15 protein-coding genes are annotated in these 15,881 nt (G+C 59.8%); 3 read left to right on the top strand and 12 right to left on the bottom strand.

Annotated elements, in window-relative coordinates; all coding sequences use genetic code 11:
* Positions 1 to 276 (top strand): hypothetical protein (locus tag U9R61_RS14770; protein WP_322489575.1); only part of this gene is annotated, 276 nt, incomplete at its 5' end.
* Between the two features lie 319 nt (positions 277 to 595).
* On the opposite strand, the gene U9R61_RS14765 is transcribed toward U9R61_RS14770, so the two are convergent.
* The 12 genes from U9R61_RS14765 to U9R61_RS14710 form a co-directional block, all read right to left on the bottom strand.
* The gene (locus U9R61_RS14765; protein WP_322489574.1) at positions 596 to 1,327 is read right to left on the bottom strand and encodes an ABC transporter permease subunit; all 732 of its coding nucleotides are present in this window, start codon (positions 1,325 to 1,327) and stop codon (positions 596 to 598) included.
* Positions 1,317 to 2,258 (bottom strand): ABC transporter ATP-binding protein, encoded by a 942-nt coding sequence (locus U9R61_RS14760; RefSeq protein WP_322489573.1) that lies wholly within the window; start codon positions 2,256 to 2,258, stop codon positions 1,317 to 1,319. Before U9R61_RS14760 ends, U9R61_RS14765 begins: the two co-directional genes overlap by 11 nt.
* Positions 2,259 to 2,300: 42 nt before the next feature.
* A complete protein-coding gene (locus tag U9R61_RS14755; RefSeq protein WP_322489572.1) occupies positions 2,301 to 2,651 on the bottom strand; it encodes a transcriptional regulator in 351 nt (116 codons plus the stop codon).
* 2 nt (positions 2,652 to 2,653) lie between these two features.
* Positions 2,654 to 2,896, bottom strand: a complete 243-nt coding sequence (locus tag U9R61_RS14750) for a hypothetical protein (protein WP_322489571.1) — start codon at positions 2,894 to 2,896, stop codon at positions 2,654 to 2,656.
* A gap of 2 nt (positions 2,897 to 2,898) precedes the next feature.
* Complete coding sequence (locus U9R61_RS14745) at positions 2,899 to 3,255, bottom strand: hypothetical protein (RefSeq protein WP_322489570.1); 357 nt, start codon at positions 3,253 to 3,255, stop codon at positions 2,899 to 2,901.
* Between the two features lie 662 nt (positions 3,256 to 3,917).
* Positions 3,918 to 4,982, bottom strand: coding sequence for a zinc-ribbon domain-containing protein (locus U9R61_RS14740; protein ID WP_322489569.1), 1,065 nt, complete (start codon positions 4,980 to 4,982; stop codon positions 3,918 to 3,920).
* A gap of 159 nt (positions 4,983 to 5,141) precedes the next feature.
* Positions 5,142 to 6,218, bottom strand: coding sequence for a histidinol-phosphate transaminase (gene hisC, locus U9R61_RS14735; protein WP_322489568.1), 1,077 nt, complete (start codon positions 6,216 to 6,218; stop codon positions 5,142 to 5,144).
* A 226-nt stretch (positions 6,219 to 6,444) separates the two neighbouring features.
* On the bottom strand, positions 6,445 to 8,646 hold the full coding sequence (locus tag U9R61_RS14730) for an ATP-binding protein (RefSeq protein ID WP_322489567.1): 2,202 nt from the start codon (positions 8,644 to 8,646) through the stop codon (positions 6,445 to 6,447).
* On the bottom strand, positions 8,643 to 9,587 hold the full coding sequence (locus U9R61_RS14725) for an NAD-dependent epimerase/dehydratase family protein (RefSeq protein ID WP_322489566.1): 945 nt from the start codon (positions 9,585 to 9,587) through the stop codon (positions 8,643 to 8,645). The genes U9R61_RS14730 and U9R61_RS14725 overlap by 4 nt, the downstream gene beginning before the upstream one ends.
* Before the next feature lie 62 nt (positions 9,588 to 9,649).
* The gene (locus U9R61_RS14720) at positions 9,650 to 10,897 is read right to left on the bottom strand and encodes an ABC transporter permease (protein WP_322489565.1); all 1,248 of its coding nucleotides are present in this window, start codon (positions 10,895 to 10,897) and stop codon (positions 9,650 to 9,652) included.
* An 18-nt stretch (positions 10,898 to 10,915) separates the two neighbouring features.
* Positions 10,916 to 12,742, bottom strand: coding sequence for an efflux RND transporter periplasmic adaptor subunit (locus U9R61_RS14715; RefSeq protein WP_322489564.1), 1,827 nt, complete (start codon positions 12,740 to 12,742; stop codon positions 10,916 to 10,918).
* A 120-nt stretch (positions 12,743 to 12,862) separates the two neighbouring features.
* Entirely contained in the window at positions 12,863 to 13,384 is a 522-nt protein-coding gene (locus U9R61_RS14710) for a MarR family winged helix-turn-helix transcriptional regulator (RefSeq protein WP_322489563.1), read from the bottom strand.
* 206 nt (positions 13,385 to 13,590) lie between these two features.
* On the opposite strand from U9R61_RS14710, the gene purB reads away from it, so the two are divergent.
* Both purB and U9R61_RS14700 read left to right on the top strand, forming a co-directional pair.
* On the top strand, positions 13,591 to 14,991 hold the full coding sequence (purB, locus tag U9R61_RS14705) for an adenylosuccinate lyase (RefSeq protein ID WP_322489562.1): 1,401 nt from the start codon (positions 13,591 to 13,593) through the stop codon (positions 14,989 to 14,991).
* Positions 14,992 to 15,463: 472 nt separating this feature from the next.
* On the top strand, positions 15,464 to 15,706 hold the full coding sequence (locus tag U9R61_RS14700; protein ID WP_322489561.1) for an NAD(P)H-dependent oxidoreductase subunit E: 243 nt from the start codon (positions 15,464 to 15,466) through the stop codon (positions 15,704 to 15,706).
* Positions 15,707 to 15,881 lie beyond the last annotated feature (175 nt).

Here is a 15,881-nt window from a genome sequence, read left to right as displayed (position 1 = left end):
CGGAGAGGGGCAACGCAGGTGGTCACAGCGAGGGTGTGGCGCTGCGTACCAGCCGTGTGCGGGGCCGCGACCCGCCATTCGTACCACCGTTGCGTGACCGTTGCGACCTACTGGGTGCGGAGCACTGCAAGCACGGTCGCCACCGTCACGCGGCCACCCGGTCGGGTGGTCGCGATCCCGCACCTCCCCCACGCGCGCACCGTCGCCGGCGGGGTGCTGCGGTGGGGTACGGTGCGTGACCCGCAGGCCGTCCATTCCGCTCCTGCCTTGTGGTGAGTCATGCGGCACCTCGCATCACGATGGGAGTGGGGACATCTATGATACGAGGTGGGCCGACTCACCGCAAATACCTATCCCCGAAAGGAGCGGGGGTGAGGGCTAACACGAAGCCACAGTGGACTAGCCATAAAAAGACGCAACAACTACAAAGATTGTTTGTGCTGCTTGTGTCTTTTTGTGGCTATTCCCCACCCCCGCCCCGCACCCGCTGGGGGTGGGGCCAATAATGCTGACCACAGAGGCGTAGAGAAAGGAAGGAACATTGCGCCATCCTCCGCGCCTCCGCGTTCTCTGTGGTACAAATCCCCCAGCAGCCTCACTCAACAATCAGCCGCGCCCGCTGGAAGCGGCGCATCGCTGCGCCGATCAACACACCGTTGAGCACCGCCAATACCGCGATTGCAACCCGCACCGCCTGCGTCACATTCCAGCCTGCAACCATATTCCACAGCCGTTCTTGCCACGCTGCCGGCAATGCCTGTAGGCCAAACGTGGGTATGAAGATCAGCGCCATGGTAGCGATGCTCAACACCTGTATGGCTTGCTGCACGCTTTTTGCCCGCAGCGACACCAAGACTCCCGCACCGGCAGCGAGACCACCGCTGAGCAATGAGATACCAATCACGCCTAACGCTACCGCAGACGGATAGAAGAGCAAGCGTCCTTCGCCGTGAAAGAGGTTGATGGTGATCAGCCCTACCAGCAGGCTGGCCCATGTCAAACCGACTCCATACGCCAACGCGGCCAGCAGTTTGCCGAATAAAATCGCCTGATCGGGCAACCGGCTGGCGAGCAAGGTTTCCAGCGTGTGCCGTTCACGTTCGCCAGCAAATGAATCGGCCACGACCGCGTTGACCAGAAAGAGCGGCACCCAGCTCCAGTAGACGAGCGTGATTGGCGACTCAACCCACGATCTGCCCATTTGCCACGGCAATAAGATACCGAATGAGAAAATCATGAAGAGCAGGCCAAACTTGCCGACCCGATCGCCGCGGTTGAATGCCTCTTGCAACTCTTTGCGCATGACCGTCCAGATGTCAGTGAGCATGGGCCTCCTCCTCTTCCATCAAGGTCAGGAAGACCTCTTCGAGGCTGGCGTTGCTGCGATGGACTTCTTCGACCTGCCCGCCGTGCTCGACCACCAGCTTCACCAGCGGCGCCAGATCGCTTACGGCGGCGAGTTCGATGTGCAGGCGCGCGCCGTTGGCTTCGACCCGCTTCACAGCGGGTTGGGATTGGAGGACCGTCACGACATGCGGCGTGAAGGCGCGCCCGATGATTTCAAGCTGCAGCGCGTCGTGGCGGCGCAGCTCGGCAAGACTGCCCTGCGCCAATAGCCGGCCCTGCCGGATAATCCCGACCCGGTGGCAGAGCTTCTCGGCTTCGGCCAGATTGTGAGTGGTGAGGAAGACTGTCACCCCTTCCCGTTCAACCAGCGTGCGCAGATCGTCGCGGAACGAGGCGGCGGCAATGGGGTCAAGGCTGACGGTCGGTTCGTCGAGAAAGATGAGTTGGGGCCGGTGTAAGAGCGCGCGCGCAATCGCCAGCTTCTGTTTCATGCCGCGGCTCCACGTCTTGACCTGTTCGTTGCGCCGTTCCCACAACCCCAGCGATGCCAGCAATTCGTGAATACGTTCGTTGCGTTCGACTGCCGGCATCCGCCAAATGCGTCCGTAGTAATCAAGGTTATCAGCGGCGCTCAGGCGTTCATACAAGCCAGCGTGTTCAAGCAGCGCACCGGCGCGCTCGCGCACCTCGGCAGCTCGTTGCGGCACCGGCAAGCCCAACACCTCGATCTGGCCGACGTCGGGTTGCAATAAGCCCAGTAACAGCCGGATTGTGGTCGTCTTACCTGATCCGTTTGGGCCTAAAAAGCCGAAAATCTCACCCTGCCGGACTTCAAGCGTCAATTGATCAACCGCTCGCACCGGGCCAAAGGTACGGGTCAGTTGCCGGGTGCGGATGGCGAAAGTGTTCATCACGCGCCTCCAATCGGCTAGCTTCTCACTGGCCAATACTCACTACCGCGTCGGCGATGGCGTCATAGCTGGCGGCTCATGACTATCGCCGGTGGCGGCCACCAGATGGTGCAAACTACGCCGGTAGTGCTGAAACGCTTCCCTCCCGGCCTCGGTCAACGAACAGAGGGTCAATGGCAACTTGCCGCGATAGGTCTTCTCGATCCGCACGTAGCCGGCCTGTTCGAGCTTGGCGAGATGCACCGACAAATTCCCCTTGCTGAGGCCGGTCTCGCGTTGCAAGAAGAAAAAATCGGCACTCTCAACGGTATAGAGCAGCGCCATGATCATCAGGCGCGCCGGCTCGTGGATAAGACGCTCAAGGCCGGCCAACTGGTGCATCTGGAGTTTCATCGTTATGCCTCGATCTGGGTGTGTTGGAGATAGTGGTAGAGCGTGACACTGCCGGCAATCAGCATCCATGCGCCTGCCGCCGCGATCACCAGACTCGCGCCGAGAAAATCGCCAATTGGCATCCAGTACATGAGGATGCCAACCGCCGCCACAAACGCAGCTAAGGCGTAGAAGCGCCGCATGCCGAGATACGCGCCGAGATAGCCCAAGCCGGCGGCCAAGGTAAAACCGGTCAGCGCCGGCATCACTACCTCCGTAAGCTGGGCATTGTGAGATTGACCAACGCGATGCCTACACCTATTCCTACCAACCCGCCGAGCGCGCGTTGCCATCGTGGCGGTTGGCGATAAGCGACATAACCGGTGTGCGGGTAGGTGATGCGCATCTTGAGTGCGTGAAGGATCCTTCTGCCTAACAGGATCAGCGGGATCAGCGCGAGCGGCAGCAAGAGATTGGCCCAGCCGGCGATGTTGGCCGGCGCAACCAGCGGCACAAGCTGGACCAAGCCGGTGAACAGAAAGATGCTGCCGATCAGCAGTTCCGGCAAACCGTCGATCATCCAGTAGCGCCGGGTGCGCTGGCTAAGATCGGGAATCGGGTTCATTGCTACACCTTTTATAAACTGGTCTATATCGTAAACCTGTTTTTAGTATAGGATGACAGAATGAGCTTGTCAAGCATTTATGGTGTTAGGAGGGAGACAGTAGCTCCCTCTGCCTCACTGTTTGAGGGGCGGACAGAACATTCGATCGAGCACGACCGTTGATCGCTAGGCAATGCCTCAAAGCTTAGCTCTACACTCTCCTCTCCCGCGCCAGTGGGAGAGGAGTTGGGGGTGAGGGCGAAACGGATTATCGCAAAGCCATAAACCACATCTGTGCTCGTGCGTTCTGTGCGCCCTTGAACTGTCAGGCGGGAGCGGGAGCGAGGGGGGGGAGGGCGACCGCCAAGGCGCAGAGGGTCGAAACACAAAGCCGCCAAGCGCGCAAAGCACGCAAAGGGTTGAGTGGCAGAGATACAAGCGCGCTTGAGCCCCCGCTATCCTCGCGCCCCGGCGACCTCGCGGTACAAACTTCTGGCAAGGGGGCTAGGCGGTGAGGGCGACCGCCAAGGCGCAGGGAATAGCCGCCAAAAGGCGCAAACATCACAACAATTTTTGTGCTTCTTGTGTCTCTTCGTGGCTATTCCCCTCCCCCGTTGGGGGAGAGGCAAGGGTTGGGGGCCAATTGCCCTAGCGAAAAAGAGAGGAGTGCGTGCGAGCAACCCCTACCGCTCTTGAATCGTGATTTCGTCGAAGCGCACGATGATCCCGCTCTCATCGAAACTGGTCACCGCCAACCCAACCTCACCGCGGGTAAAGGTCGGATCGCGCGTCTGCTCCAGCCGGCGGTCGTTGACGTACAGTGTAATCTCGTCGCCGCGCAGCTCAACCCGCATGCGGTTGTTTTCCGGGTTGATGGCCTCGTGCTGCGTCCAGTCGATGATCGTCACCCACTGGTTGGCTTCCAGCAGCTCGAGCGCGTAGTAACCATCGTTTGAGACGCTAAATAGGTAGAAGTTGTCTTCGTCTTGATAGCGAAAGATCAATCCGGCGGCCCCACCCGGACTATTGCGCGGGATGGAATAATTTGTCTCGATCACGACATTGCGATAACTGCCGTCAACCAGTGCCCACACCAGCAGCTCCGGTTCCTTGACTTCGATAACGTAGTCTCCCTGCTCGTAAGCGTAGCGCGCGCTGCTGTCTTCACTCGCGCCTAAGCTGCTGTCCGCTGGGTTCTCGAAATCATCGCGGAAGACAATTTCGCCACCAATCACTGAACCCACTGCACCGCCGCCGCTCGTCGAAGGCTCTCCGACAACAGGGGTCGATGTACCGGTCACGTTGCTGATGTTAAACGAGGACAGTGAGATCACGATAAAGACGCATGCGCCAATAAAGATGAGCAGCAGCAAGCTGATACCGCCAATTAGTAACCAGACGAGCTTGTTGTTCGCAGGGGTAGCTTGGCTCTCGGCGCTCGCTGGCATTTGGTACGGCGGGGAACTGCTGGCCGGTATCCCATACGATGGCGGTGGCGGCATAAACGGATCAGGCGGGCTGCTGGCGCTTTGGGCAGGTGGAATGACTGGTGGGGTCGGCGGCGCGGCAGGCCGGTCAGGCGGGATGATGGTGGTCGGCGGCGCGGCAGGCCGGTCAGGCGGGATGATGGTGGTCGGCGGCGTGATCTTTTCTGACACGCGCGCGCCACACTCCGGGCAAAAACGGTCGTTTGCCGTTAGTTTGTGCCCACATTGCTGGCAAAACGATGGTCGTTGCGGTTCACTCATATCTACTCCTGATCAGTGCGTGAACTCTCGGTGTCAATGGATGGCTGGGAGCGGGGGCCGCCGGCTTGCCGGCGCAGGGCCTAAGAGTACGGGCTGCCGGCCCGCGGTATGCCACTCTCGTGTATAGACGCACAAGGCACAGGCGAGCATGCATATCGTTTACTCATTGGCCAATATTTCACCCAACGCGGCAAGACAAGCGCGATTTTCGTCGGCGGTGCCGAACGAAATCCGAATCCAACCCGGTAAACCCCAGCCACTGAGCGGCGTCACCAACACTCCGCGCTGGGCCAACGCCGCCGCCAGTGCCTGATCGTCAACCACTGCCACAGCCACAAAGTTCGTCTCTCCGGGAATGACGGTTAACCCTAATGCCCGCAAACCCTCGCTCAGCACCGTGCGGCTGTACGCGGCGTGGGCCAACGATCGGGCGAGATGTTCGGCATCATCGAGCGCAGCCAGACCGGCAATCTGCGCCAACGCATTGACGTTGAAGACTGGCCGCGCCCGCTCCAAATAGGCGATCAGGTCGGGTGCGCCAAAGGCATACCCCAGCCGTAGGCCGGCCAACCCGTGGATCTTGGCAAAGGTGCGCAACAGCAGCAGATTATCGCGTCCGGCCCGGATGAGCGGCAGCAGATCGGGGAAATCAGGCCGGGTGACAAACTCGATATAGGCTTCATCAACCACCACCAGCACCTCGTCCGGTACCTGATCGAGGAACGCCAGCAGTTCCGCCTCCCCGACTGTCGTGCCGGTGGGATTGTTGGGATTGCAAACGAAGACGAGCCGGGTGTTCGGCGTGATCGCCGCAGCCATTGCCGGCAGGTCGTGGGTCATGTTACGCAGCGGAATCTGGCGCGCAATCGCACCCTGCGCCTGTATTCGTCGCGCATAGCTGATGAATGAACCTTGCGCCAGCACCGCTTCATCACCTTCCCCCAGCATGGCATGGCAGATCAACATAATTAATTCGTCAGAGCCATTGCCCAGCATGACGCTTTCCGGGGCAAGCTTGGCGCGTGCGGCCAGTGCATGCTTGAGCGCCGACCCACCGGCATCAGGGTAGCGATGGAGTTCGGCCAACGCTGCTTGTACCGCAGCCACTGCCCGTGGTGATGGCCCGAGAGGGTTTTCGTTGGCAGCCATGCGAATCGGTGGCGGCCCTGCTGGCCCAAGTCGCGGCGGCGGCGCTGGTGAGAGAGCTTGGAGAAACGGCTTCTTTCGGATTGGCACAGGCAAGACTCCGGTTTAGTGCATAGCGATCACTGGCAAATGAGGCAATATGTCAGGCTATGATGCAATCCATACTCTTTTTTACGCGCCCTCGCTCACTCGGTATCCTTGCGCGCTGCCGGTCGCGCTGTCAGTGCGAAGACGGGCGCAGGCGCGCAGCGTTCGTTCTTGCTGAAGAAGGTTGCTCTCAAAAACCACCTCACCACTGGCCACAGATTGTAACTTGCTACTCCCTACTCCCGACTCCCATCTCTCGTGGCCGCTCAGCCGGCAACAGCACCATAAATGTGCTACCCTGCCCTTCGCGGCTCTCGATCCAAATCTGGCCGCCGTGCAACTGCACAATTTCGCGGCTCAAATACAGACCGAGGCCCAATCCCTCGCCCCGCCGCCCCGGCGACCGGTAATAGCGTTGGAAGACCCGTTCTTGTTCGCTCGCCGGAATGCCCGACCCTTGATCGCTAACGCTGATCAAGACTGCCGGCGCACTATTGGCCGGCAGCAGCGCGCTGCGCAGGCGCATGCTGATCACGCTATCGGGCGGGCTGTATTTAATCGCGTTGTTGAGCAAGTTGGTCAACACTTGCCGGATGCGGACGGCATCGCAGACGACAAGTAATTCGGTTGTTTCGGTTTCGAGCAAGAGTTCACGATTGCCGGCGCTGGGCCGCTGCTGGTCAATTACTTGCTGGGCCAGCATCACCAGATTGGTTGGCTGGTATTGGAGATCGAACTGGCCGGCGTCGAGCCGTGACACATCGAGCAGGTTATCGACGAGACGCAGCATGTGGGCGACTTGTTGGGTGAGAATGGTCAACCCGTGAATATCGCGCGGATCGCCGTCACGTTGCTGTTCGCGGCGGAGCAAGAGATCGGCGTAGCTGCGCACCGCTGCCAGCGGACTGCGTAGTTCATGCGCTGCCACCGCCAGAAACTCGTCTTTGGCGCGTTGCACCTTCTGGTTGGCCGTGATGTCGCGGAACGTGATCACTGCCCCTTCCACGTCACCTTTTTCGTTTACCGCCGGCGCGCCGGTGAAACTAAAGAAGCGTTCACTCCCATCTGCCCGCCGGCGCATCAACCGGTAATCGTAGAAGGTGTTACCGCGCAAGGCGCGGGTAAATGGCAGGTCATCAGGCGTCAGCGGATTGCCATCGAGATCACGCAAATCGTATAAATCAGGAATAGCGGCTAACGGCATCTCAAAGCTGAGGTTGTCTTGTTCGAGCAATTCATGCGCTGCCTGATTGGCCAAGGTCAAGCGTCCATAGCGATCGCAGAGCAGCACCCCCTCGGCAATCGACTCGACCACCGTATTCAGTTTGCGGCGCTCGCGCTGGCTGTCTTCGTACAACCGCACGTTGGCAATCGCAAAACCGACCTGATTGCAGATCGGCATCAGCAAGTCCTTATCGATCTGGCTAGTCAAGTCAAGATCGCCAAAGAGGGCTAACACACCGGTTACGGTGCCGCCGGCCAGCAAGGGCAAGTAGGCAGCAGCCGTCACACCGGCCGCGATCAGTGCTGTCTCGCCGCGTTCGTTTAGCAGGGGCCGGATCGCCGGTTGGCCGTAACGCACGACTTCGGCGCACGGACTCGCATCAACCGGTGCTTGATCGAAACAGGCCAGTGCAGCCACATCAATCGCGCGCCATGCGCCGATCTGCAGGCGTTCTTGCGCCGGATCGAAAATCAGGAGCGCGCCACTGTGGGCCGGCGTCAATTCCAACACCACGGTGAGCACGCTCTGCACCAGATCGGGCAGGTCGGCTGCGGTGCTAATCGAGGTGACGACGGCATCAAACGCTTTCAACCGCTGATTGCTGCGCCGGATCTCGTCGTACAACTGGGCATTGCGGATGGCTGCCGCGACAATGCTGGCGATCATCTCTAAATCATCAGGCTCAAGCTCCAGCGGCTCAGTAGCGACGCCGATTAATTCCAACACGCCGACAAACTGATTGCCAGCGCGTAATGGCGTGGCCGTAATCTTCAAGCTGCGCGGCAGGAGATCGCTCCACTCTTGAAAAATGGTTTGGGCCTGCGCCGAGACCAACCCCTGCAATTCGCGGTAGCTATGCTCGCCGTGCTGTTGCACGATTGTGTCACGTTGCCACACCAGACCGGCCACGCCCTCGCCCATCCGCAATTTGATCTGCCGCCATTGCGCCGCAAGGTGCGACGGCATCGCTAACCCAGCCTGCGCCGCCGGTTGCAAGCCGCTGGGTGTGGCGAGCCAAAGTATCGCAGCTCGCAGCGCCGGTACAACCTCAACAAAACTGGCGACCAGCGCCGGAAAGAGCCGTTCGGGCTCTTGCAACGCCAGCCATGCGGTGCTCGCCTGCATCCAACGCCGCACCCGCTCGGTCGGAATGAAACGCATAGTAGGTTGGGCAATAGCTGCCATCTCCTGCTGCGGTTCAGTCATGGCGCTTGCTCTCCATGCGACCATGCCACGGCGCGCCGAATCCCCTCAGCCAGCGGCACCTGCGGTTGATAGCTCAACAGCTCGCGCGCGCGCCGGATGTCGGCTACGTAATAGCTCACTTCACCCACCCGCTTGGCCGGCTGGACGATAATCTCAGGACGGCGACCAAGGGCAAGGCCGATCAATTCGGCGGCTCGGATGAGGGTGTTGCCTTCGCCATAAGCTAGGTTAATCGTGCGGTTAACCACTTCTCCTCTAAATAAACGAGTGATCCCGCGCACAATTCCATCAACGCAGTCGTCAATGTAGGTAAAATCAAGCACCTTATCGCCGCCGAATACTGTCACCGGCTCACCGTAGCTGATCCGGTGAATGAACAGCGGGATGACCCGCTCCATCCGCGCTAGGTCGTTGTCGTAGCGGCCATAGACATTCGAGAAGCGAAAGACAATATAGCGCAGGCCGTAACAGCGCGCGTAGGCGTAGATCAGCGCCTCGCCGGCAATCTTCGAGGCCGAGTACGGACTTTCGGTGAAGCTGAAGTCGGCCCGTGTCTCTTCGGTGATGTAGCGGTGAATGTCACCATAGACTTCGCGCGACGAGGCGAAGATGAGCGGCACGTTGTGCGCGCGGCAATATTCGAGCACGTTGTAGGTAATATTGATGTTTTCGAGCGCGCGGTACGGCTCGCTCACCAACTCGTAGACCTTGGCGTTGGCTGCTAGGTGTACGACCAGATCGCACGGCGGATAGGGTGCGCCGCCGATCCCGGCCCGGAAGTCGCGCTGCGGCATGGCAAGGTCTTGCAAGAGCGTTGGAATCCGGTCAGTCCATGGATTGACCCGCCGGTCAATCCCAAAGACGTGATGCCCCTCGGCCAGCAAGCGCAGGCCGAGATTGGTGCCGATCATGCCTGACGAGCCGGTGATCAAGATGCGCATATCGCCGTACCATGTTCTTTACTGCGGGATGATGCGGTATATTGCTCTTCAGTATACCACGCTCACTCATACCGCAACGCCGCGATCGGATCAAGCCGCGCCGCTCGGTCAGCAGGGTAGAGGCCGAAGAAAATACCGACCGCAATCGACGTGATCGTCGCCAGTAAAATGGCGTCAAGGCTGACTTCAGCACGGGCATTGGGCGAGAAGTTGGCTAACAGAGTGGTGCCGATCGCGGCTAAGCCGTACCCCAAGGCGATGCCTAGCACACCTCCCATCAGGCTCAACACCATCGCTTCCACTAGAAACTGGAGGCGAATGTCGTTGCGCCGCGCGCCAACCGCTTTGCGCAGGCCAATCTCGCGGGTGCGTTCGGTCACGCTCACCAGCATAATGTTCATAATTCCAATGCCGCCTACCACCAACGAAATAGCGGCAATCGCCCCCAAGAAGATGGTGATCGCGCCGGTGATGGTCGCAAACGAACTGACCAGATCTTGCTGAGTGACGATGGTAAAGTTGTTGTTTTGGTAGGTGAGGCCATTGCGCTGGCGCAGCAAGGCGGTGATCTGGTCGATCAGCGCATCAATGCTGTCTTCATCGCGAGCCTGAATGTACACGACCGTCACTTCAACCCGGCGGGTGACATTCTGCGCCGGCGGGAAGAGCCGGTCTTGAGCGGTGGTGATCGGCACGAAGATCTGGTCGTCTTCGTTCGAGGCAAAGCTACCGCCACGTTCGGCCATCACTCCGATCACCTGAAATCCGATCCCATTGATCCGGATCCGCTGCCCGATCGGATCGGCGCCGTCGGGGAAGAGACGTTTGGACACCCGATGGCCGAGCACGGCTTCGCGTGATCGCAGTTCAATAGCCCGCTCATCAAAGAAGGCTCCTTCCGCCACCCGCGCATTGCGCACTTGCGGGTAGTTGGCGCTGACACCGGCGATCAGGGCGTCGTAACTAGCCCCGCTATAGGTGGTGAGCGCGCGCCGGCTGAATTCGGCGCAGACCGCCGCGACCACTGGCACATTGAGCGGATCGGCGATGGCGGCAATGTCTTCGTTGGTCAGGCGCGGCGGCACTCGCCGGTTTGTTTCCGGGTCGTTGGTACCGGCGAAGAGAAAGACCAGATTGCTGCCCAGCCCTTGCAATTCGCTGGTGACGAGCGTTTGGATCGCGCCGCCTAACGCTAGTAGCGCAATGACGGCCCCCACGCCGATAATAATGCCGAGCATCGTGAGAATAGCCCGTAGCTTGTTGGCCAGCAAGCTATTAAACGCAATGCGGATTGCTTCAAGGATGTTCATAAGCGTTGCTCCGCGCCATCACCGGTTCCGCACGCCGGGAGGCGGCCCGCCGGCGTTAAACAGGTTGATCCGCGCGTCTACTCCCGGCACATAGATGCAACTGTTCAGCTCGATATTGCCAGAGACAACCTCAATCACTTGATCGTTGCTCAAGCCTAACTGCACGGCGATAGCCTGCAACGCCGGTTGCAGCGGGCGCTGGGCAATATCAACGTTGCACAAGCCGGGATCAGCGGTGACATCAACGAAGAACTGGCCACTAGCGGCGCGCACTGCCCGGCGCGGCACGATCAGCGCGTCACTCTTCTCGGCCACAATAATATCGGCGCTAGCCGACATCCCCGAACGTACTGCCGCCGGCGGATTGTCGGTGACGATCCGTACCGTATAGGCCGTGACCCCCGATTGCACAATCGAGAGCGGGTTGATCCGCGCCACCTTGCCCCGCAGATCGAGATTGGGCAGGGCATCAAGCACCAGCGTGACCGGTTGGCCTACCGCGATCTGGGCAACATCAATTTCATCAACGGTCACATCGACATAATAACCACTCAGATCGGCCAGCACCACCGCTGGCCGGGCCGCGTTGTAGAATTCGCCGATCTCAAGGTTGACCTCGGCCACCACGCCGGCAATGGGGGCGGTGAGAGTCGCCCGCTCTAGCGCCAATTGCGCTTGAGCTAAACTGGCGTGAGCACTGGCGACTTGGGCCTCGGCGCTAGCCAGATCGGCCTCGCTCGGCGGTGCAGTGATCCGTTGCAAATTGGCCTCGGCGCTGGCGACCGCAGCCTGCGCTGCTGCCAAGCTGCCGGCCCGCTGATCGCCGAGCAACTTGTTCAGATTGGCTTCGGCCTGCGCCAATTGGGCCCGCGCCGCCGCCACTTGATCGCGATCGGCCCCGGCCAAGATCCGCTCAAGGTTGGCCTGCGCGCTGCGCAATTGGGCTTCGACTTGGGCAATGCCGGTAATCTCGGCTTGCTTGGCCTGCTCAAAAGCGACTTGCGCCTGTCGCATCTGCTCTTCCGCATTTTGCACGGCGCGCAAGGCCGCCGCTTCCGTATCGAGCGCCGATTGCGGCAGCGATTGGCCAAACCGGGCCAATTGCTGCTCGCGCTCGCGGTTGTCGTTGTAAATCCGGCTGTACTCGGCTTGGCGGTCGCGCAACGCATTCGCCGCTTGCAATAACTGCGACTCGGCCCGCGTCTTGGCCGCCGATAACGAATCGCGTTGGGCTTGCAAGGCTGCTGCCGCCTGATCGACCTGCGCTTGTGCCTGCGCCACCTCGCTGGCTTTTGGCCCGCCCAAGAGCCGTTCGAGATTAGCCCGCGCCTGATCGACCTGCGCGCGCGCCGCTGCCAAATCCTTCTCGGTCACATTACCGGTCGTCTGGCGCAATTGGGCTTGGGCTTGGGCTAATTGCGCTTCCGCAGCCGCAATTTCGGCTTCGCGTGGCCCGGCCCGCAGCCGATCGAGACTCGCTTGGGCCTGCGCGAGTTGCGCCGCTGCTTGCTCGACCCGCAATTCGAGATCGCGTGTGTCGAGCCGAGCTAACACTTGCCCAGCCGTGACCTGATCGCCGACTTGCACCAACACTTCGCTGATCAAGCCACTGTTGCCAAACGTCAGATCGAGCACCTGCTGCGGCTGGATCGCGCCGCTGGCGTTGACGGTGGCGCTAATCGGGCCGCGTTGCGGATTGGTAAGCGCATAGTTGAGCCGGACATTCGCGGGTTGGCCGCGGTTAAACCAGAAGAGACCGGCAAAGATGCCTCCGACGATAAGCAACGCGCCGATCCCCCAGACCAGACGGTTCTGGCGGCGGCGGAGTCGGGTTGATTGGCTCATAATGCTCCTCAGTCGTTGTGACGCACACACTACCTACCAGCATCATCATACTACGAAGCTGGGATAGCGCTACTCCATTTGACGGGTGATAATGAAGAAGGTTGCGGAACGGTGCGCTGGTTAGGCGCTGCGCGAGAGTGATGATGGGTTGGCTTGACCATTGGCGGTGCGCGTGAGGTCGCGATCGCTGATCAATTCATTAATCCCATCGAGCAACAATTGCAATAGATGCTCAAGGTCGCGCAGTTGTTCGAGGCTGAATCGGACCAGAATCCGATCCATATCAGTGCGCCGGGCCGCCTCGACCAGCGCCAGCCGCTGCTCGCCTTGCCGGGTGAGCATTACTTGCACCACGCGCCGATCTTCGACATCGCGCACCCGCCCGACCAGATGTTCATCAATCAGCCGATCAACAATCCCGGTGAGCGTGCCCGCCGATTGTTGCGTGATCTCGGCGAGTTCGCTCATACGGCAGACACCTGCTTCGCGAATGGCAAACAGTGTGACCATTTGCGGCAGCGTCAGATTGATTTCAGGCCGGCTGAGCGTTTGCAATAACTGCTTCTGGCTTTGCCACGTAATCTGGCGGACAATATCGTCAATCGCGCTGGTATGATGAGAGCGGGTATCGTGCTCGTGCATGCGCGTCCTCACTGGCAAGTATGATCAAGGTGTAAATTATTCTGGCAACAAATATTTAGACTTCTGATAACCATTGTAACCGATTGCTGGTGGAATATCAATGTCTTGCACAGGTAATATCATGGTCTTTTCGCCACTGTGCCATGCCCGATCCATTTTTGTGGTACCCTTCCGCACAGCAAGCAAACAATGATACGGAGGAATCGATGACCACTGAGGATATGGCCCGTTTGGCTGCGATCGGCCCGCTCGATGGCCGTTACCGCAACGATGTAGCGGCGCTGGCCGGCTTTTTCAGCGAAGCGGCGCTCTTTCGCTATCGGGTGCGGGTTGAGGTTGAGTATCTGATCTTTCTCTCTCGTGCTCGCGGCATCACCTTTGTGCCGCCGCTGACTCCGCCGCAGCAAGCGGCGCTACGCGCGCTTTACCGCCAGTTTAGCGATGAAGATGCGCTGGCGATTGCCGCGTGGGATCGGCGGGTGAATCACGATGTCAAAGCGGTTGAGTATTGGTTGCGCGAAAAGCTGACGGCGCTTGGCTTGACTAGCCACCTTGAGGCGGTGCATTTTGCGATCACGTCCGAAGATGTCAACAATTTGGCCTATGCGCTTATGGTGAAAGAAGCGCGTGAACTGGTGTTATTGCCGGCGCTGGAGGCGCTGCTCGAACCGTTGCGCCAATTGGCCGATGCCGAGGCGGCTACGCCGATGTTGGCCCGCACCCACGGCCAACCAGCCACTCCCACCACCTTCGGCAAAGAGATGAACGTCTTCTATATGCGCTTGCGGCGCACAATCAATGATGTCGCCGCCATCCGCATCACCGGCAAGCTCAATGGGGCCAGCGGCGTCTTTGCCGCTCATCACGCGGCGTTGCCGCAGATCGACTGGCTCAAGTTCTCGCGCGCCTTCGTTCGTTCGCTCGACCTTGAGCCGATCTTGCTGACGACCCAGATCGAGCCGCACGACACTTTGGCCGCACTTTGCGATGCATTCAAGCGGGTCGGAGCCATTCTGACCGACCTCAGCCAAGATTGCTGGCGCTATATCAGCGATGGCTATCTGGTGCAGGCAGCGCGTGCTGGTGAAGTGGGTTCATCAACTATGCCGCATAAAGTCAACCCGATCGACTTCGAGAATGCCGAGGGTAATTTGGCTTTGGCAGGCGCACTGCTCGAGCTGTTCAGCCGCAAGTTGCCCATTTCGCGCCTGCAACGCGATCTGTCCGACAGCACCGTGCTGCGCAATCTAGGACTGGCCTTTGGCTATTGCCTGCTCGCGTACCGGCGCTTGTTGCGCGGCTTGCAGAAAGTCGCCGTTGATCGCACCCGTCTGCGCCGCGATCTCGAAGCCCATCCCGAAGTATTGGCCGAAGCGATCCAGACTATTCTGCGCCGTGAAGGCTTTGCCGAGCCATACGAACTGCTGAAGGAGTTTACCCGTGGCCGCGCCCTCACCACTGATGAGCTGGCCCGCTTTATCGCCAGCTTGCCGGTGAGCGATGCCGTGCGTGCCGAGTTGCAGGCGCTGGCACCGGCCGTCTATATTGGTTTAGCAGTGAAGCTTGCCCAACTTCGAGATGAGGCGACGGTCGGTAATTGGACGTGAGGCAACAGTCTCTATGGCGGGGTGCTGTCGTGGCTAGCCGCTTGCGCCGAAGCATCGCGTCGCGATGCCCCCGCCCAAACGTCATGGAGCCGTCATCCGCCTTCCGATAGGTGGAGCGAAGCTCGTTTGCCAGATAATTCCGCGGCTCCAGCCTCTCGGTTGGAGCCGCTCTGCTCGTTTTGCTCAACATACGCACAATTTTGTATTTGCAATCTATTGACAGAACGTGTACACTAGAGAAGTACGTTGTGCTTGCTTGCACAGATATGATGTATTGGCCCCGACATTCATTGTAGCAACGGCGACTCGCTCAGCGTTGATGCACTGCTTCGTAGGTTTTTCCAATCTTGCGGCGGTAGCCGTTCTGTCAGCTCTACGCGCATGAATGCATTGCACACATCTCACTGCCCACTGGCAACCCAATGGCCTCTTGCCTTTGGCCCGGCGCTCAGATTAGAAAGGAAGGCAGAGGATGGCCGTGGTTGAACTGACCATCTGCCGGCTTTGTGCGCGCAGCCGTCCCGATATTTGGCAGACGTTGGCCCGCCTGCGCGCCGCCCATCCCAACGAGCTGCACATTGTTGAGCTCGATTGCATGGCCGCCTGCGATGATGTGCCGGCGATAATGATCGAATACGATTATTACTCCCGTGTGACGCCCCAGCAACTGATGGAGTTGATCGAAAGCCGTCTGAAGGCAATGGCTGCGTCGTAGGGCAGGTTTGGCACTTGCCAACGCAGGTCATGGTGAAGGCGAGATTCTGTATCTATTGCCCGCATCCCCCTACTTTCCCACTGGCGCGGGAAAGGGGCGCTGCTGCCTACCGCTCCCGCAGTACCGTACCTGCTCATCCCCCCGCCCCTGCTCCCGCCGTCTGGTGGGAGCAGTG

Source organism: Chloroflexus sp., from assembly GCF_034431535.1.
GTDB lineage: Bacteria > Chloroflexota > Chloroflexia > Chloroflexales > Chloroflexaceae > Chloroflexus.
This window is presented reverse-complemented; position numbering and strand designations above follow the sequence as displayed.